This window comes from Burkholderia sp. B10 (assembly GCF_004368385.1).
In the GTDB taxonomy this organism is placed as follows: domain Bacteria; phylum Pseudomonadota; class Gammaproteobacteria; order Burkholderiales; family Burkholderiaceae; genus Burkholderia; species Burkholderia vietnamiensis.
In genome coordinates, this window is the sequence record NZ_PQMX01000044.1 from 25057 (window position 1) to 43647 (window position 18591).

At 67.6% G+C, this 18591-nt stretch carries 17 protein-coding genes; 10 read left to right on the forward strand and 7 right to left on the reverse strand.

The features are described 5' to 3' along the window. Positions 1-4: 4 nt before the first annotated feature. On the reverse strand, positions 5-1408 hold the full coding sequence (locus tag C3Y15_RS21005; RefSeq protein ID WP_059463032.1) for a sensor histidine kinase: 1404 nt from the start codon (positions 1406-1408) through the stop codon (positions 5-7). A gap of 1433 nt (positions 1409-2841) precedes the next feature. Between C3Y15_RS21005 and C3Y15_RS21015 the strand changes: the two genes are divergently transcribed. The 3 genes from C3Y15_RS21015 (at position 2842) to C3Y15_RS21025 (ending at position 6193) form a co-directional block, all read left to right on the forward strand. Further along, entirely contained in the window at positions 2842-4131 is a 1290-nt protein-coding gene (locus C3Y15_RS21015; RefSeq protein WP_069246443.1) for an FAD-binding oxidoreductase, read from the forward strand. A 16-nt stretch (positions 4132-4147) separates the two neighbouring features. After that, positions 4148-4705, forward strand: a complete 558-nt coding sequence (locus tag C3Y15_RS21020) for an XRE family transcriptional regulator (protein WP_011882642.1) — start codon at positions 4148-4150, stop codon at positions 4703-4705. 141 nt (positions 4706-4846) lie between these two features. Next, on the forward strand, positions 4847-6193 hold the full coding sequence (locus tag C3Y15_RS21025; RefSeq protein ID WP_011882641.1) for a glutamine synthetase family protein: 1347 nt from the start codon (positions 4847-4849) through the stop codon (positions 6191-6193). A gap of 65 nt (positions 6194-6258) precedes the next feature. Here the strand turns inward: C3Y15_RS21025 and C3Y15_RS21030 are convergent, their stop codons facing one another. Together C3Y15_RS21030 and C3Y15_RS21035 are read right to left on the reverse strand one after the other, a co-directional pair. After that, positions 6259-6648 (reverse strand): lysozyme inhibitor LprI family protein, encoded by a 390-nt coding sequence (locus tag C3Y15_RS21030; RefSeq protein WP_011882640.1) that lies wholly within the window; start codon positions 6646-6648, stop codon positions 6259-6261. Between the two features lie 49 nt (positions 6649-6697). Further along, a complete protein-coding gene (locus C3Y15_RS21035; RefSeq protein ID WP_059463034.1) occupies positions 6698-7459 on the reverse strand; it encodes an N-acetylmuramoyl-L-alanine amidase in 762 nt (253 codons plus the stop codon). A 328-nt stretch (positions 7460-7787) separates the two neighbouring features. Between C3Y15_RS21035 and C3Y15_RS21040 the strand changes: the two genes are divergently transcribed. Both C3Y15_RS21040 and C3Y15_RS21045 read left to right on the forward strand, forming a co-directional pair. Continuing rightward, on the forward strand, positions 7788-8828 hold the full coding sequence (locus C3Y15_RS21040; protein ID WP_059463035.1) for a bifunctional nicotinamide-nucleotide adenylyltransferase/Nudix hydroxylase: 1041 nt from the start codon (positions 7788-7790) through the stop codon (positions 8826-8828). A 74-nt stretch (positions 8829-8902) separates the two neighbouring features. Further along, the gene (locus tag C3Y15_RS21045) at positions 8903-10336 is read left to right on the forward strand and encodes a nicotinate phosphoribosyltransferase (protein WP_069246444.1); all 1434 of its coding nucleotides are present in this window, start codon (positions 8903-8905) and stop codon (positions 10334-10336) included. A gap of 55 nt (positions 10337-10391) precedes the next feature. Here the strand turns inward: C3Y15_RS21045 and C3Y15_RS21050 are convergent, their stop codons facing one another. After that, the gene (locus C3Y15_RS21050; protein ID WP_045577800.1) at positions 10392-11858 is read right to left on the reverse strand and encodes a PLP-dependent aminotransferase family protein; all 1467 of its coding nucleotides are present in this window, start codon (positions 11856-11858) and stop codon (positions 10392-10394) included. 125 nt (positions 11859-11983) lie between these two features. Between C3Y15_RS21050 and C3Y15_RS21055 the strand changes: the two genes are divergently transcribed. Beyond that, positions 11984-12871 carry a DMT family transporter gene (locus C3Y15_RS21055; RefSeq protein WP_034194546.1) on the forward strand — a complete coding sequence of 296 codons (888 nt, stop codon included), beginning with the start codon at positions 11984-11986 and terminating at the stop codon, positions 12869-12871. A gap of 167 nt (positions 12872-13038) precedes the next feature. On the opposite strand, the gene lysA is transcribed toward C3Y15_RS21055, so the two are convergent. Next, positions 13039-14277, reverse strand: a complete 1239-nt coding sequence (lysA, locus tag C3Y15_RS21060) for a diaminopimelate decarboxylase (RefSeq protein WP_046423731.1) — start codon at positions 14275-14277, stop codon at positions 13039-13041. A gap of 109 nt (positions 14278-14386) precedes the next feature. Here lysA and C3Y15_RS21065 point away from each other — a divergent pair, with 109 nt between their 5' ends. Together C3Y15_RS21065 and C3Y15_RS21070 are read left to right on the forward strand one after the other, a co-directional pair. Beyond that, positions 14387-15301, forward strand: a complete 915-nt coding sequence (locus tag C3Y15_RS21065) for a LysR family transcriptional regulator (protein ID WP_041494217.1) — start codon at positions 14387-14389, stop codon at positions 15299-15301. A gap of 68 nt (positions 15302-15369) precedes the next feature. Then, complete coding sequence (locus C3Y15_RS21070) at positions 15370-15969, forward strand: GNAT family protein (protein ID WP_014725423.1); 600 nt, start codon at positions 15370-15372, stop codon at positions 15967-15969. Positions 15970-16085: 116 nt separating this feature from the next. On the opposite strand, the gene C3Y15_RS21075 is transcribed toward C3Y15_RS21070, so the two are convergent. Together C3Y15_RS21075 and C3Y15_RS21080 are read right to left on the reverse strand one after the other, a co-directional pair. After that, positions 16086-16658 (reverse strand): DUF4142 domain-containing protein, encoded by a 573-nt coding sequence (locus tag C3Y15_RS21075; RefSeq protein WP_014725422.1) that lies wholly within the window; start codon positions 16656-16658, stop codon positions 16086-16088. A gap of 372 nt (positions 16659-17030) precedes the next feature. Next, on the reverse strand, positions 17031-17654 hold the full coding sequence (locus tag C3Y15_RS21080; protein ID WP_034194550.1) for an HAD hydrolase-like protein: 624 nt from the start codon (positions 17652-17654) through the stop codon (positions 17031-17033). 192 nt (positions 17655-17846) lie between these two features. Between C3Y15_RS21080 and C3Y15_RS21085 the strand changes: the two genes are divergently transcribed. Both C3Y15_RS21085 and C3Y15_RS21090 read left to right on the forward strand, forming a co-directional pair. After that, positions 17847-18290 (forward strand): GNAT family N-acetyltransferase, encoded by a 444-nt coding sequence (locus C3Y15_RS21085; protein WP_059621768.1) that lies wholly within the window; start codon positions 17847-17849, stop codon positions 18288-18290. A gap of 75 nt (positions 18291-18365) precedes the next feature. Next, a complete protein-coding gene (locus tag C3Y15_RS21090; protein ID WP_009687837.1) occupies positions 18366-18584 on the forward strand; it encodes a DUF1653 domain-containing protein in 219 nt (72 codons plus the stop codon). Positions 18585-18591: the final 7 nt, after the last annotated feature.

The following is an 18591-nucleotide window of genomic DNA, read 5'->3' on the forward strand; positions in this document are numbered from 1 at the left end:
CCGGTCACCTGCGCGACGCAGGTGACCCGGCCTCAGGCAAGCGAATCGTGAAGGTCGTCATGACGCCCGGCACCGACTCGCACGAAATCTGACCGCCGAACATCTCGCAGACTCGACGGCAATACGCCAGCCCAAGGCCAGCGCCGCGGCCGTGCGACTTCGTGGAATAGAACGGATCGAAGATGTGAGGCAGAACATTGGCGTCGATGCCGGTACCGGTATCTCGAATCTGGAGCACGCAAGAACCGTCGTCTCGCTCGGCGAGGATCTCGATCCTGCCCGTTGTGCCGCCCGTCGTTGCGTGCAGCGCGTTTTTCAGCAGGTTGAACACGACGAAAAGCATCAGCGAATCGGACCCGAAGTACTGCAGCCGCGGGTCGATCGGCGCGACGTCGACACGCTCGCGTTCCCCGGCGGAAAAAGGATAGCAATCGAGCGCAACGTCGATGCAGCGCCCGATCGAATGAGTCGAGAAGCTTTGGCGATCGACGCTGTCCAGCGTAAACATCGCCAGCGACATTTTGACCATCGCATGCGTGCTGTCGACCTGGTGGCGTATCGCAGCGGGCAGCGCCGGAAGTCGCTCGAGCTGCTCGGTGTCCAAATCGCCATCCACGAGCCGATGCGTCACGGCGAGCTGATATCCACGTAGCAGGGCCGGCAGCGCTCGGTCGATTTCTGCCACATACATGCCGATCGTCGCAAGCGGGGTGGTCACTTCATGCGCTACCGTCGCCGCGACCAGGAACGGCCGCATCAGCCGATAGCGAACGATCGTCACAGCGAGGATGCCGAGGCTGAGCGCGATGAAGACGACGCCCGGCGGATAAAACGGGTAGCCGTAATTCACGGCGTAGTCGATGGCCGCGAGCGAATACAGCCCGAGGCTCAGCAGGCAGAGATCGAGGAGCTTGCGCTCGTCCCGGCCGCGAGCCGCCCGACGGCGCGCGGTGACCAGGAGCCAGCCGCTGCGACCGGCGAGGACGATCGTTTGCACGACGTGCACGGGATGCAGACGCCCGGCGCGGGGATAATCTCCGAAAGCAAATTGACGAACGCCGTCGACGACCTCGTTGCCGGTGAGCAGCAGTACCGCCAGCACCGCGCTGATGGCATATGACGCCAGCAGCAGCGGGCGTTCGTTTCGCCGGGCAACGGTTGCCGTTACAAAGTGATAGAACGTCGTCGGCAGGAACATGATGAACAGATAGCCGACCTTGGCCAGCACGCGGGCAACGTCCGGCTGGCTGGTCTGAAACAGAAAGGCCCACGTCCCCTGCCAGACGAAGGTGGTCATGCACATCAGCACGAAGGGCGTCGATCGTCGGGTCACGCCCTCGGTCAGCCATACATAGACACCAAATCCGAGAAAGAGGGCGGACACAAACGCCGGCAAGATCGAATACATGCAACTCGGTTCCGTTTCACAGGGTTGCCTACAGCGGACTGCTTAGTGCAGGGTTGAAGTTTCGTCGTCGATTCCGATAGCTGGCGGGCCATTCCGGCGCTGCGACGTGGGCGCGTACGTTGAATACACCGTCTCATGTGACGCCCGCCAAGTGTCACTACCGCATAACGCCCGTGCCAGCGGCGGACTCGTTCAACGATCGCATGGCTTGCCTGCTTCGATCGCGCCGCCTCCGGCATTCCGTTGCGACGCAAACAGACGGATTGCGGCACGGAAGGCCGCGGTACGCCCCAGCCTCGAGAATATCGACGGTATTCTGCCTTGGAGGTCATCAACGATACCAGAGGATGAATCACGGTCGTGACGGTCAGCTTCAGATACTCGAGCGCGAGCATTTCGCTTTGGTTTTCGATTGCGTCATGTTTTTACTTTTCCGTGCGGGCGTTGGCACTTGCCGCCGCCCGTTTAAGAAAAAGCGCCGACGGGTGTGAACCGGTCGGCAGATGGAGTCCCGGCATCCGAGGGTTGAATTGCATTGTCGAAACCGGGCAAAAGGGGACGCCGTCGTGGATTTACGATCGGCTTCGTTCTTGCCAGTCGATCAATTCGGTCTCCATTGTCGGGAGGTGCTGCGACGGCTTTTCTTGATGAGCAGGGCAGGCACGCCGTCATGTGTACCCCAAGGCGCAGGAGATTGAGTCACGCGGGACATGGCCTCGACGGAGGCACCTTCGCCAATCTCGCATCCCGGTAGTACGGAACCCGCGCCGATCGTTACGTGGCGGCCTAACCGCGCGGAAGCGATGTCGACACCTGGACGTTGTTCGGGCGGTACCAGCCAATGGCGCCTTCGACAGTCTCGAGGAAAGTCATCCGGATCAGTGGGGTGGCTCACAGTTGTAATTCTCTCGACATCGGCAGGAGTTTCTTGGTGTGCGTACAGACGCGATTCGATGGCGGGGATTACTGCCGGTGTCGATAACGCCGGTTGCATCGCATGTCGGTTGCGAAGTGTGCGAGCCTGAGGCGCCGCAAAGTGGTGCATCCACGGCGGCATCATCGGGCGAACTTTCGCGCCGTGCGCGCAAGAGTGGGTGGACTTTAATTGCAGCCAGCGAACGCGGCGTGCCGCGTTGTGCTGATTAAATCAGACGCGCTCCAGTCGAGGCGGTGGTTGCGCGCTGGGAAGCCCTCGCGACGGGCGTTCGGATGTATATCACGGGTCGCCTGGTGCGCACCGCGCGCTGCCAGCCGAATGTCCCTCAATGTTGCCGAATGTCCGATTCGGCCACCAGAGCCCTAAATCGGCGACATTTGGTTCGTCGGACGGTACACGGACCGACTTACCTCCCCACGCTCGCCCCCTTGCCCGCATGAAATCGGCGTGCTAATTTTTCATGAAATTCACCTGCAAAAATTTCACGAAAACCCGCATGTTCGTGCAATCCGACCGTCACGTCGCCAGCTACTACGCCGCTGCCCACCCGGCACCGATCCCGCAGCGTCCTGAACTGGACGAGCGTATCGACGCCGACGTGCTGGTCGTCGGCGCCGGCTTCAGCGGCCTGCATACGGCATTGCGCCTCGCGCTCGCCGGCAGGCGCGTCGTCGTGCTCGAAGCGAGCCGGGTCGGATGGGCCGCGTCGGGGCGCAACGGCGGGCAGGCGCTGCTCGGCTGGTCGTGCGACATGCAGCCACTCGAGGATGCGCTCGGCCGCGATGGTGCGCGCCTGCTCTGGGACAGCATGCGCTGGGCCGCCGCCGAAGTGCGCGAACTGCCGGTGCGGCACGGTTTCGACATCGATTACCGGCCCGGCAGCCTGTGGGCCGCGGTGCGGCCGCGGCGCGTCGCGCTGCTCGCGCAGGCGCGCGACGAGGCCGCCGAGCGCTGGGGCTACGACCGCTTGCGCGTGATCGGCAAGGACGAGATGCCCGCATGGATCGGCAGCGCACGCTATCTCGCGGCGCTGCACGATCCGGAAGCGGGCCACCTGAATCCGCTCAAGCTCGCGCTCGGCCTCGCGCAGACGATCGAACGCGCAGGCGCGCGCATCTACGAGCAAAGCCGCGTGCTCGACTGCCGCGAGACGCCCGACGGCCATATCGCCCGCACCGCGCGCGGCGAAGTGCGCGCCGACGTGCTGGTGCTCGCGTGCAATGCCTATGTCGACCGGCTCGATCCGGCGCTGTCGCGTCGGCTGTTGCCGGTCGGCACGTATCAGGTGGCGACCGCGCCGCTCGCGCCGGCGCTCGCACGCTCGCTGCTGCCGCACGACAGCTGCGTGATCGACAACCAGTTCGTGCCCGACTACTTCCGCCTGAGCCCGGATAACCGTCTGCTGTTCGGCGGCGGCTGCACCTATCTCGGCGGCATTCCCGCGGACATCGCGGCCGCCACGCGCCCGCGTCTCGAGCGCGTGTTCCCGCAGTTGGCGGGCGTGCGGCTCGACTACGCGTGGGGCGGCCATATCGACATCAGCATGCGGCGCACGCCCGACATCGGCCGCCACGGTCAGCGTTTCTGGCTGCAGGGCTTCTCCGGGCACGGCGTGCTGCCGACGCTCGCGGGCGCCCGCGCGGTCGCGGACGCCGTGCTCGGCGACGATCGTCTGCTCGCCCAGTATCAGCGCATCCGCAACCCGCGCTTCCCCGGCGGCGAGCGCTTCGCCGCGCCGCTCGAAGCGCTCGGCAAGGCCTGGTACCGTTTGCGCGATACCGTCTGACGCACCGGAACTCACGATGAACGAACAGGAAGAAATAGAAAGTCTGGCGATCCTGATCCGCGATCTGCGCAAGCATCGCAAGGTCACGCTCAACGATCTCGCGGAGCGGATCGGCCGCTCGGTCGGTTTTCTGTCGCAGGTCGAACGCGGGCTGTCGCGTCCGACCGTCGCCGATCTCACCGCGATCGGCGAGGCGCTCGGCGTGCCGACCACGTACTTCTACAGCCTCAGCAAGCCGCGTAGCGTGCCGTGGGTCACGCGGCCCGACGAACGCCGCACCGTGTATTACGCGGCCGGCATCACCGACATCCTCGTCTCGCCGAACATGCGTTCGCGCTTCTCGGTTCTCGAAAGCCATCTGGCGCCCGGCGCGAACAGCGGCGAGCGCCCGGTGGACGACAGCGACGAGCAGGGCGGCTTCGTGCTCGAAGGCGAGCTGACGATCTGGCTGGACGGCGACGACACGCCCGTCACGCTCGGCCCGAACGACGCGTTCCAGCTGCCCGCGCACAAGCGGTTCCGCTACGCGAACCTGGGCGACGTGCCGGCGCGCGTGATCTGGGTGTTCACCTGAGCGATTGCATGCGGCCGGCAGGTCCTGCCGCATGGCGGTTGCCCGTTACGCAGTACCGATTGACGGCTGCATGCGACGTGCCGCATGCCGATGAAGCGGTTCGCCGCGCCGCGGCGCCGCATACATGGAAAGGATTGAGACATGGCTGACGTCGTTCCCGCGCTGGTCGATGAAGTCCGCGCATTTCGGCACGCGTATCCCGAGATCCGTTATGTCGACCTGATCTGCCTCGACCTGCCGGGCCATTTCTACGGCAAGCGCTATCCGATCGATGCGCTCGAGAAGGTCGCGACCGGCTCGCTGCTGAAGCTGCCGCAGAACTGCGTGCTGCTCGGCACGCAGGGCGGGCTCTACAAGATCGGCGACTACTGCTTCAACGACGGCGACCCGGACGCGCCGCGCCGGCTGATTCCCGGCACGCTGAAGCCGGTGCGCTGGGAGCGGCAGCCGCTCGCGCAGATGCTGATCAGCTCGGACGGCACCGACGCGCCGATCGAGTTCGAGCCGCGCGAGGTGCTCGCGCGCGTGCTGCGACGATTCGCGGCGCGCGGCATCCGGCCGGTCGTCGCGTTCGAGCTGGAGTTCTACCTGTTCGCCGCACAGCTCGCCGACGGCATGCCGCAGTATCCGCGCGACCGCCTGAGCGACGACGCCGACGATCAGCCGAACATGCACATCGAGCGTCTGTCGCGTTTCTCCGACGTGCTGCACGAGATGGTGGAAGCGGCGCGCGAGCAGGGCGTCGACGCGACCGTGATCACCGCGGAGCTCGGGCCCGGCCAGTTCGAGATCAATTTCGGCCACAGCGACGACGCGCTGCGTGCGGCCGACTGGTCGGCGCTGTTCTGTCGCAGCACGCGCGGCGTCGCGTTGCGGCACGGCTATCGCGCGAGCTTCATGGGCAAGCCGTACCTGCATGCGCCCGGCAGCGGGATGCACGTGCACGTGAGCCTCTACGACGAAGCTGGCCGCAACGTGCTCGCGGCCGACGATCAGCGGCCGCTGCGGCACGCGGTGGCCGGCTGTCTCGCGCTGCTGCCGCATTGCATGCCGGTGTTCGCACCGAATCACAACGCGTTTCGCCGCTACGGGTCGATGGTGAACGCGGCGAGCCGCGCGAGCTGGGGCTTCGAGGATCGCGACGCGTGCCTGCGGATTCCGGAGTCCGATGCGCGCAATCTGCGCATCGAGCATCGGCTCGCGAGTGCCGACGCGAATCCGTATCTGGTGCTCGCGGCGATTCTCACCGGCATCGAGCACGGGCTCGACGCGCGGCTCGAACCGATCGCGCCGCTCAACGACGATCGCGGCAGCGGCATCGACTTCCCGAAGGAGATGCTGTCGGCGGTCGCCGCGATGCAGGATCATGCGGCCGTGCGCGATGGGCTCGGCAGCGAATTCGTGATGGTGTACTGCGAGAACAAGCGGCAGGAAGAGCTGGATTTTCGCAACGAGATCGGCGCGCGCGAGTATCGCTGGTTTCTGTGAGCGCGGCGCGATGACGGTCCCGCGCCGCGACCGAGGCGTGGCACGGCGCGGAACCGGGGCAACGCTCAGTCGCCGAGCTTGGCCGTGACGCAGCCGGTGCTCGTGCACTCGCGTTCACGTTCGCGCAGGAACGTCAGCCGCGATTGCGTTGCGTCGATCGCGCATTGCAGGTTCACGAGGTAGCCGTCGTCGCGCGTTTCGCTGCAGCGGTCGTCGCGCTGCTTCATCCACGCGAGCTGGCCGGACTTCAGCTTCGCTTGCTGGTCGCCGCTCAACTGCTTGCGCAGGCGGCCGTATTCGTCGTTGAGTTCGCGATCGAGCTGCGAAAACTCGTTGCTGCTGCAATACACCTGGTCGAACGCGCTGCGCGGTTTCCCGCAACCGGCCGCGTGCGCCGCGAACGGCACGGCGAGCGCGAACAGCGCGCAGGATGCGAGAAGATTCTTCTTCTTCATCGTAGTGCTCCTCACTGGGTAAAACCGTTGAAAGCGGGCGGCCGCGTCTTCAGCGGGCCGCCGTACATGCGTCGATGCCGCCGGCGATCGCCGCGCCCAAACGCTGGATCGTGTCGCGCTGCGCGAGGCGCTTTTCCTCGTCGGGATTGACGATCACGCCGGCTTCGACGAGCACGGCCGGAATCGGCGCGGTGCGCAGCACGACCAGATCGTCGAAGCGGTGGATGCCGAGCTGCGGATCGATCAGCGGCCGGTTCTCGCCCTTGATCGGCTGCGCGTGATACAGCGATGGCCGTTCGCCGGCCGCGAGCAAGTGCTCGGCGATCGACTTCGCGCAGCGCAGGCTTTCCGCGTAGTGCGGATTGCGCTCCGACACGAACACCGCGAACCCGTGGAATTCGCGCTGCCGCCCCGCGTCGATGAACTGCTGCTGCATCGAATCGTGATGGATCGACACGAACAGGTTCGCATCGGGCGCCTGCGTCGAGCGCTGGTCGAGCGCGATCTCGCGGCCGTCGGCCGACGTGCGCAGCACGCGGTCGCCGTGGGCGACGAGCGTGTCGGCGACGGCGGTGGACAGATCCAGGTTGTAGCGGTATTCGACGCGGCCGCTCGCGCCGGTCGCGCCCGGATGGGCCGGCGTATGGCCGGTGTCGACGACGATGTAGCGGGCGGACGGCGGCGGCGCGTCGGGGCCGGCGGCGCGGGCCGCGCCAGCCACGAGCGGCGCAGCCAGCAGCGGCATGCACGCGAGCAGGCGCGCAACGGCGCGCGTGGACGAACGAAGGCGTCGAACGGTTCGGTTTGTCATTGTTGTCGTCGAGATGGGCATCCGGCGCGTCGCATCCCCGTCGCGCCGACGGCCTGCTCAAGCAGTCGGAATGTGGCGCGATTATAGCGGCTGCGCGCGGCGAGGCAATGACCGAATGCGCGGCGCGCACGCGTGCTCGGCGCGGCAACGTGGGTGCCGCCGCGGGCCGCGTCAACGGCAAGCGGTGCGGATCGGACGAAGCCGCCGTCGCGCCGCATTGCGCTCGAGTCGAGCGCGCGCTCGATTGATTTTCGCGGCGAATTCTCCTACGATTGCGTCCATGCCTTCGGGACAGACCCGAAGCGTTTCAATCTCTTGAGGGAGCCTCATGAGTACGCAACAGAACCGGCGCTTCGACGCGCTCGTTTTCATTGGTCGTTTCCAGCCTCCGCATCGTGGCCACCTGAACGTGCTGAAGTCGGCATTGAGCCGCGCCGAGCGCGTATGCGTGCTGATCGGTTCGACCGACAAGCCCCGCACCGTCAAGGATCCGTTCTCGTTCGACGAGCGTCGCCAGATGCTCGCGTCGTTGCTCGACGCGTCCGAACGCGAGCGCGTGACGATCGCAGCGGTGCAGGATTCGACGTACAACGACGGCGACTGGGTGCGCTGGGTGCAGGACGCCGTGGCAAGCGCGCTCGGCGACGTCGCGCAGCGCAAGGTGGGGATCATCGGCCACGAGAAGGACCCGACGTCGTATTACCTGCGGATGTTCCCGCAATGGGAGTTCGTCGACGCCGATGCGTCCGAAGACATTTCCGCGACCGACATCCGCGACCACTATTTCGCGGAACGCACCAACAGCTTCGTGCAATGGGCGGTGCCGGAGCCCGTGTTCGGCTGGCTCGAGCGCTTCCGCACGCAGCCTGAATTCGCGCAGCTGAAGGCCGAGGCCGAGTTCATCGCCGCGTATCGCAAGGCGTGGTCGGCCGCGCCGTATCCGGTCACGTTCGTGACGGTCGACGCGGTGGTCGTGCACTCGGGCCATATCCTGCTGGTGCGCCGGCGCAGCGAGCCGGGCCGCGGGCTGTGGGCGCTGCCGGGCGGCTTCGTGAACCAGGACGAGCGGCTCGATGCGGCGTGCATCCGCGAGCTGCGCGAGGAGACCGGCCTGAAGCTGCCGGAGCCCGTGCTGCGCGGCTCGATCAAGGATCGTCAGGTCTTCGATCATCCGACGCGCTCGCTGCGCGGCCGCACGATCACGCACGCGTGCCTGTTCAATTTTCCGACCGGCGAGCTGCCGCGCGTGAAGGGCAGCGACGACGCCGACAAGGCGCGCTGGGTGCCGCTCAACGAATTCGCGCAGATGCGCAACGTGATGTTCGAGGATCACTTCGACATCGCGTATCACTTCCTGGGGAAGCTGTGATCCGCTGATTCCCCGGATACCGGTCCGCCGCGACAGACGCGGCGGCACTTCAACGGCCTAGAGGAGCTCTAGCCATGCAAGATCGTTCCGGCGGCTTTGCCGCAGTTCTCGCCAATCCGATCCTCAACACGGATTCGTACAAGGTTTCCCACTTCCTGCAATATCCGCCCGACGCGCAGGCGATGTTCTCCTACGTCGAATCGCGCGGCGGCCGCTACGACCGCACGTTGTTCTTCGGCCTGCAGATGCTGCTGAAGGAGTATCTGTGCCGGCCCGTCACGCACGCGATGATCGACGAGGCGCGCGATTTCTTCGCGGTGCACGGGCTGCCGTTCAACGAGGACGGCTGGCGCCATATCGTCGAGCGCTACGACGGCTTCCTGCCGGTGAAGATCCGCGCGGTGCCGGAAGGCTCGATCGTGCCCGTGCACAACGTGCTGATGACCGTCGAATGCGACGATCCGAAGGTGTTCTGGCTCGCGTCGTATCTGGAGACGATGCTGCTGCGCATCTGGTATCCGGTGACGGTCGCGACGCGCAGCTGGCATCTGCGGCAGACGATCCGCCGCTTCCTCGAGAAAACCGACGACGATCTCGCGCAGTTGCCGTTCAAGCTGCACGACTTCGGCGCGCGCGGCGTGTCGAGCGCCGAGTCGGCCGCGCTCGGCGGCGCCGCGCACCTGGTGAGCTTCATGGGCTCGGATACCGTGCTCGGCGTGCTCGCCGCGAACCGCTTCTATCGCGAGCCGATGGCCGCGTACTCGGTGCCGGCGGCCGAGCACAGCACGATCACGTCGTGGGGCCGCGAGCACGAGGCCGATGCGTACCGGAACATGATCGAGCGCTTCGGCCTGCCTGGTGCGATCGTGTCGGTCGTGTCGGATTCCTACGATCTGTTCGCCGCGCTCGACATGTGGGGCGGCCCGCTGCGTCAGGCGGTGCTCGATTCGGGCGCGACGCTCGTCGTGCGGCCCGACTCCGGCGACCCGGTGACGATCGTGCTGCAGACGGTGCGCGCGCTCGACGCGTCGTTCGGCTCGAACGTGAACGGCAAGGGGCGGCGCGTGCTCGACCACGTGCGCGTGATCCAGGGCGACGGCGTCGACGAGCAGTCGATCGAGGCGATCCTCGCCGCACTCGACGACGCCGGCTACGCGGCCGGCAACGTCGTGTTCGGAATGGGCGGCGCGCTGCTGCAGCGGGTCGATCGCGACACGCAACGCTTCGCGATGAAATGCTCGGCGATCCGGCGCGGCGACGTTTGGCACGACGTCAGCAAGGATCCCGTCACCGATTCGGGCAAGCGCTCGAAGCAGGGGCGGCTCACGTTGCTGCGCAATCGGCACACGGGCGAATACCGGACGGTGGCGCTGCCGGTCGCATGGGACGATCGCGCGCTCGAAGGCGAGTGGGACGATGCGCTCGAGACGGTGTTCGACACCGGGCGGATGCTCGTCGATGCGACGTTCGCCGAGGTGCGGGCGAGGGCGCACGCGGCCGAAGTGTGAAGGTCGGCGTCGGGGCGCTGGTTCGCCCCGACATGCGCCGCGACGCCGGCGAGCGTCATCGTTCGCCGGCCAGCGTGGACCCGCCGTGTTCCGCGCGCCGTGCCGCGTCCATGGCGCGCGCGAGCGCATCGAATACCGCCGGCCCCTTGCAGCGCGACACGTTGAAGCGCATGAACGACGTCGCGCTGCGCGACGCGCTGAACACGTCGCCGGGCGCGAGCACCACGTCATGGTCGAGCGCATGGCGCGCGACGCGCGCCGCATCGAGCCCGTCCGGCAGCGCCGCCCATATGAACAGACCGCCGCGCGGCTCCGTCCAGATCCGGAGCCCCGCGCGTGCGAGCCGCCGGATCGTTTCGCCCATCGCATCGGCCAGCTGCGCGCGCAGGCCGTCGAGATGCCGCCGGTACGTGCCGTCCACCAGCAGCCGATGCACGACGTTCGCGCCGATCTGCGCGTTGCCGAACGACGTCGCGAGCCTCAGGTCGACCAGCGCGTCGATCCATTCGGGGCGCGCGGCGACATAGCCGCAGCGGATCGCGGCCGACAGCGTCTTCGAGAAGCTGCCGATCGACACCACGCGCGACAATCCGTCGAACGCCGCCAATCGCGGTGCGGGCGTGCTCTCGAAGTCCGCGAAGATATCGTCCTCGACGATCAGCAGCCCGTGCTCCGCCGCCAGCGTCAGCAGCCGATGCGCAACGGGCGGCGCGAGCGTTGCGCCAGTCGGGTTGTGCAGCGCGGCGTTGGTGATGTACAGGCGCGGCCGGTGTTCGACGAGCGCCTGTTCGAAGCGCGCGAGATCGGGGCCGTTCGGCGTGTACGGCACGCTGACGATGCGCGCACGATGCGCGCGCAGCAGCGCCTGGAAGTTGAAGTAGCACGGATCGTCGAGCACGACCGTGTCGCCCGGCTCGAGCAGCAGCCGGCACACCAGATCGAGTGCGTGCGTGCCGCCGTCGGTCAGCATGATCTGCGCGGGCTCCGCGTGGATGCCGTGCTGGGCGAGGCGCCACGCAAGCTGCTGACGCAGCGCGGGCAGCCCGAGCGGCGTCGCATAGTCGGTCAGCGCATCGGGTTCGTCGCGCGACACCGCGCGCAGTGCGCGGCGCAGACTCTCGTCCGGCAGCCACGACGACGGCAGCCAGCCGCAGCCGGGCTTCACCGAGCCCGGCGCCGCCTCGAGCGCCTGGCGCGACAACCACAGCGGATCGAGCTCGCGATCGAGCCGCGGGCCGAGCTCCGCGAGCGCGAGCGGCGGCGCATGGCCCGCCACGTAGAAGCCCGAGCCGCGCCGCGCGACGAGCACGCCCTCGCTCGCGAGCCGCTCGTACGCATCGACGACGGTCGATTTCGACACGCCCAGCGCGTCGGCCATCATCCGGATCGACGGCACGCGCGCACCGGGCATCAGCGCGCGGCTCGCGATCCGCGCGCGCAAGGTGTCCATCACGGTTTCCACGCGGGTGCGCGATGGTGCGGGCGCAGTGGGCAACACGGGAATCGGCACGGCACGGCTCATGGCTGAAAAGAACTGTACGGACGGTTGTTCAGTACAGTTTGGCGGAATTGTATTGGGCTGTAGCTTACGCGCTTTTCGCGCGCGGCGGATCATCGGTGATCTCCATTCGACGATCAGGATTTCCCGTGCAAAAGACCACCGACGGATGGCTCAGCGGCCTGCTGGGCGTGATCATCTTCAGCGGCTCGCTGCCCGCCACGCGCGTCGCGGTGCAGGGGCTGGATCCGCTGTTCCTCACGTTCGCGCGCGCGACGATCGCCGGCGTGCTCGGGCTGATCCTGCTCGTCGCGTCGAAGCAGAAGCGGCCGACGCGCGCCGAGACCGCCTCGCTCGCCGTGGTCGCGCTCGGCGTCGTGGTCGGCTTTCCGCTGCTGACGGCGCTGGCGCTCAAGCACGTGACGTCCGCGCACGCGATCGTGTTCGTCGGGCTGCTGCCGCTCGCGACCGCGCTGTTCGGCGTGTGGCGCGGCGGCGAGCGGCCGCGGCTGCCGTTCTGGATCTTCTCGCTGGTCGGCAGCGGCGCGGTGGCCGCGTTCGCGCTGCGCAACGGCGGCAGCGCGTCGGTGGTCGGCGATGCGCTGATGCTCGCGGCGATCGTCGCGTGCGGGCTCGGCTATGCGGAAGGCGCACGCCTGTCGCGTCAGCTCGGCGGCTGGCAGGTGATCTCGTGGGCGCTCGTGTTGTCGCTGCCGGTGATGCTGCCGCTCGCCGCGTTCACGTGGCCCGCGACGTTCGACGGCGTCGACGCCGCCGCGCTGTGGGGGCTCGCGTACGTGTCGCTGTTCAGCATGCTGATCGGCTTCGTGTTCTGGTATCGCGGCCTCGCGCTCGGCGGGATCGCGGGCGTCGGCCAGCTGCAATTGCTGCAGCCGTTCTTCGGCTTCCTGCTCGCCGCCGGGCTGCTGCACGAGACGGTGCCGCCGTCGATGCTCGTCGTGACGGCGGTCGTGGTCGGCTGCGTGGCCGGCGCGAAGTACTTCTCGAAGATGGCGCCGGTGCAGCGCGCGGGCTGACGCGTGACTGCGCGGCGGCGGGTCAGGCGACGACGTTCAACGATCGCCGCGAGCGCAATCGCCTGACAACGAAACGGCCGCGCATGCCGGTAGCGGCATTGCGCGGCCGTTGGCGTTCGGCTCGCCGAACGCGGCGCGGGCGCGGGTGCGGATTTGGGCGGCGCGCGTTACTCGAAGGTCTCGAGCGCGAGCAGTTCGCCGATCGTCTGCCGGCGGCGGATCAGCCGCGGCGTGCCGCGATCGACGAGCACTTCCGGTGCGAGCGGCCGGCTGTTGTAGTTCGACGACATCGACGCGCCGTATGCGCCCGCATCGTGCAGGAACAGCAGATCGCCGATCTGCGGCTGCGGGAGCTTGCGGTGCGTGACCACGCCGCCCGCGTCCTGCGTGAACACGTCGCCGGACTCGCACAACGGGCCGGCGATCGCGATGTCGACGAGCGGGCGGCCGGCCGGCAGCGTGCCGTCCGGCGCGTGCACCGACACCGCGTGGTAGCTGCCGTACATCGACGGACGCATCAGGTCGTTGAAACCCGCGTCGATCAGCACGAAGTCGTGCTGCGGCCGGCGGTTCACGGCCTGCACTTCGGTGACGAGCGTGCCGGCCTCGGCGACGAGGAAGCGGCCCGGTTCGATCTCGATGCGCACCGCGTGGCCGAGATGCCGTTCGATCCGCTTGCGCGCGGCATCCCACTGGTTGAAGTAGTGACCGACGTCGACGCGCGGCTCGCCGTCGCGATACGGAATCGACAACCCGCCGCCCGCCGAAATGGCGTCGATGTCGTGGCCGAGCGACGTGACGAGATCGACCATCGCGTCGCACACCTGCGACAGGTGGCCGTAGTCGACGCCCGAACCGATATGCATGTGGATGCCGACCAGTTTCAGCCCGTAGCGGCGCACGATCTCGATCGCGCGCGGCACGTCGTCGATCCAGATGCCGTGCTTGCTCTGCGGGCCGCCGGTGTTGGTCTTGTTGCTGTGGCCGTGGCCGAAGCCGGGGTTCACGCGCAGCCACACGCGATGGCCGGGCGCATGCTCGCCGACGCGCGCGAGCATGTCGAGCGACCCGGCGTTCACCGTCACGCCGTGCTTCAGCACGGCCGCGAGCGTCGGACGATCGATCAGGTCGGCGGTGAACACGACGCCTTCCGGCTCGCCGGCCGGGCTGAAGCCGGCCGCGAGGCTGCGCTCGATTTCGCCGAGCGACACGGCGTCGACGCACGCGCCTTCTTCGCGCATCAGCTTCAGGATATGCAGGTTCGAGTTCGCCTTCTGCGCATAGCGGATCACGTCGAACTGGCGCAGTTGAGCGATGCGTTCGCGAATGACGTCGGCGTCGTACACCCACAGCGGGGTGCCGTATTGCTGCGCGAGCGTCGCGAGCTGGCGGGAATCGAGGGACATGGCGGTGGATCGGTCGAATGAACGGATAGCCGCAATGATGCGCCGGATCATCTATACAGTAAAATGCCTGTTTATATGTATTCGATTCATTCCTGATATATTGGTGGCCATGCTGACACACCGGCACATCGAGGTCTTCCGCGCGCTGATGGTCACCGGCAGCACCACGCGCGCGGCCGAAATGCTTTATACGTCGCAGCCGACGATCAGCCGCGAGCTCGCGCGGATGGAGCAGGCGGTCGGCTTCGCGCTGTTCGAGCGCTCGCACGGCCGGCTGCGGCCGACGATGGCCGCGCTCACGCTGTTCGACGACGTGCGGCTCGCGTATGTGGGGCTCGAGCGCGTCGCGGCGACGGCCGCGCGGTTGCGCGAGTTTCGCGACGGCCAGCTGTCGGTGATCGCGCTGCCGGCGTTCGCGCATGCGATTCTGCCGGGCGCGTGCCGGCGTTTTCACGACGCGCATGCGGGCGTCAGCGTGTCGGTCGCGACGCAGGAGTCGCCGGTGCTCGAGGAGTGGCTGACCGCGCAGCGCTACGACCTCGGCTTGACCGAGCACGACGTCGCGCCGGCCGGCACGGTGCTCACGCCGCTGCTCGAGGTCGACGAGGTCTGCGTGCTGCCCGACGGCCATCCGCTGCTCGACAAGCAGGCGATCGATCTGGCGGATCTCGCCGATCGCCCGTTCGTGAGCCTGTCGCTGAACGACCCATACCGGATCCTGATCGACGAGGCATTCGCGCAGCTCGGCGTCGCGCCGCGTTCGGTAGTCGAGACGCCGTCGGCCGTGTCGGTGTGCGCGTTCGTGCGGCAGGGGCTCGGTGCCGCGATCGTCAATCCGCTGACCGCGCTCGATTTCGTCGGGCGCGACCTGCATGTGCGGCCGCTCACGCGTTCGTTTGCGTATCGCGTCAGCGTGATCCTGCCCGAGCATCGGCCGAAGAACCTGCTGGTCGATGCGTTCACCGACGCATTGCGCGACGAAGCGACGGCGATCCGCAGCCGGCTCGCGGCCTTGCCGGGTTAGTGCGCGGGTAGCGCCGGCCGTATGATGGACGTTTCGCTGCATGCAGCCTCGCTTCGACGGAACCCGCGATGACCGACACTTCTTCGTTGCCCGCACAACCGACGCTCACCGGCGAGCACATCGTGCTGCGGCCACTCGCGCTATCCGACCGGCAGGCGCTGCTCGATGCGGCGGCGGACGGGGAGTTATGGAATTTGAAGGTCACGGTCGTGCCGGACGAACGCACGGTCGACGCGTATCTCGACACCGCGCTGCAAGGCCGCGCGGCCGGCACGGTGATGCCGTTCGCGATCGTCGAGCGGCCGTCGGGCCGCGTGATCGGCAGCACGCGCTTCTGGAAGATCGACCGCAACAATCGCAAGCTCGAAATCGGTCATACGTGGCTGAGCGCATCGGCGCAGCGCACGCGCGCGAATACCGAAGCGAAATGGCTGCTGCTCGCCTACGCATTCGACACGCTGCAGTGCGTGCGCGTGCAGTTCACGACCGACGAATTGAACGAGAAGTCACGCGCCGCGATACTGCGGCTCGGCGCGAAGCAGGAAGGGATCGTGCGTCACGAGCGGATCATGCCCGACGGGCGCAAGCGCAACTCGGTGCGCTTCAGCATCATCGACGACGAGTGGCCGGCCATCCGCGATCGGTTGAAAGCGAAGCTCGCGACCTGACGCTTGCCGTGTAGCGTCCGGTGATGCGCGTCGCGTGGCGTTGCCCGAGGGGAACGGCGGCGCGACGCGCGGGGATTCGGCATGCCGCCGCGCACGGCGCGCGGCGGTGCGTCGCGTTACTGCGCCGACGCGAGGTGATGACGCTGCGCGAGCTTCTGCGCGTCCGCGTAGTGCGCCTGCAGGATCGGCAGCGCCTGACGTGCGACTTCCTTCAGCTTCGCATCGCGGCCCGACGCGATTTCGGCCTGGAATGCCGAGATCGTCTTCTGCTGGCCGGCGAGCGCGACCTGCTCGATGTACGCCTTGTCGAACTCGGCGCCGCGCAGATTCTTGATGCCGTCGAGCACGGCGCGGTCGGGATCGTTGGCCGGCACGTCGACGCCGCGCGGGCTCGCGGCGCGCATCGCCTGGATGATCTTTTCATCGTCGGTCGACACGCGTTGCGCGAACGCCTTCACCTGGCTGTCCGACGTGCGCGAATCGGCGATGCGCGCGGCGTCGTGCTGGGTCGACACGGTCTTCGTGCCGTCGGTGATGAAGGCCTGGTCGGCTTCGTGGATGCGCGCTTGCGTCGTCGCGGCCGGCGCGGACGCCGACGGCTGCGCCGTTTGCGCGGTCGCCGTCACGGCGACGAGAAGCAGGCCAGCGGCAGACAGTGCAACGCGCGTGACTTTGGGAAAGCGGTTCATGGGACCTCCTTTCTATCGGGGCTCTGTTCAATGGACGGATCGCGTGATCCGCTGCTGTTGCGAGAGGCCGGGGCGCGGCCCGGGCCGGGCTCGAGCGCCGCTCTGCCGAGGCGGCTGTCGAAGTGTTTCCCGGCCCGACCGATTCTAGGAGAGCGTCTGCGTCGCAGGTGCAACCGCGCTGTGGTTTGTGTAACGGATGGTAAGACGAATGGAAGGGCTCGCGAGCGTGCAGGTAGCGGCTACCTGCGGCGCGCTTTCATGGCGGCAAAATTTGCGTGCCTGACGTGCATCGGCCCGGCCGCGCTCGGCGCGCGTGTCATCGGCGTGTCATCGTCGAATCTGCAACGCGGCGCGTGAACACGCGCCGCGCCGCTATACGCGATCGAGCAATGCGTCGAGGCTCGGCAGCAACGGTGTGTCGCAATGCGGCTGCAATGCGTGCGGCGTCGTATAGCCCCACGCGACGCCTTGAAATGCGATGCGCGCGCGGCGCGCGGCCTCGGCGTCGCGGATCTCGTCGCCGACGTACAGCACGTCGGCCGGTTGCACGCCTGCTTCACGCACCAGCGCACGCAGCCTGCGCGCCTTGCCGAACAGCGGAATGCCGCACGCGAACGTATCGACGCGGCCGCTCGCATGCGGGCCGAGCCGGTCGCGCACGACGTCCTCGCTGTTCGACGTCGCGATCGCGATGCGGATGCCGCGCGCGGCGAGCGCGTCGAACGTGGCGGCGACGCCGGGGAACAGCTCCACCTGCGCGAGGCGCGGGCGCATCAGCCGGCGCACGTCGAGCGTCACGCGCGGCACCTTCCAGACGGGCACCTCGAGGGCGCGGATGATCTCGCGCGCGGACATCCCGCGCAGCGCCGGCCGCAGCTCGGGCGTCGCGTCGCGAAAGCCGTGCAGGCGCGAGGCGTCGGTCAGCGCCGACAGGAAACAGTCGAGGGAATCGGCGAGCGTGCCGTCGAAGTCGAATGCGATGAGTCGATAGGGCATGAAACGGTGCGGGATATTCATCGAGCGGCCGACGATAGCACCGAATCGGAAGCGCTGCTGGGCGGTTTGGCCGCGACGCGCGGGCCACGGCGCACCTCGCGCCGCAGCCCTTCGCTGCGCGGCCGGGCTGCTTGCCGCTCGTCCGGGCGCGCGCTATCGTGGCTGCTCCGCCCGCGACTCCCGGAGACCGACGTGCCCGATATCCCGCCCGCCACGCTGAGAATTTCCACCGACAAGCGCGAACTCGACGTCGACGCGATCTTCGAGTTCCTGCATCGCGACGCGTACTGGTCGCAGGGCATCCCGCGCGACGTCGTCGAGCGTGCGATCGAAGCTTCGCTGTGCTTCGGCGCCTACGTCGACGGCCGGCAGGTCGGCTTCGCGCGGCTCGTGACCGATCACGCGACGTTCGCCTACCTGTGCGACGTGTTCGTGCTGCCGCACGCTCGCGGCAACGGCTACGGCCGCGCGTTGATCGACTACGTGTTCGCGCAGCCGATGTTGCAGGGCCTGCGCCGCGTCATGCTCGTGACGACCGATGCGCACGCGCTGTACCGGCCGGTCGGCTTCGAGCCGCCCGCGCATCCCGAGCGCATCATGGAGATCCGCCGCCCGGACGTGTACGTGAAGCGCTGACGCGCGGGGCGAAGCGCATGCGGCCCGAGCGGCGCATACAATACGCGCTTTCGTCTTGCAGAAGGAACGCCCATCATGACCGAACAGGAAGCCGAACAGCTCGCCACCCATCGCCACTACAAGGGCGGCCTCTATCGCTATATAGGCGTCGCGCGCCATTCGGAAACGGAGGAAGCGGTGGTCGTGTACGAGCACCTGTGGCCGCATGCGCGCGGCCTGTGGGTGCGCCCGGAAGCGATGTTCAACGAGAATCTGCCCGACGGCACGCCGCGCTTTCGCAAGCTGCGCGACTGATCGCCCG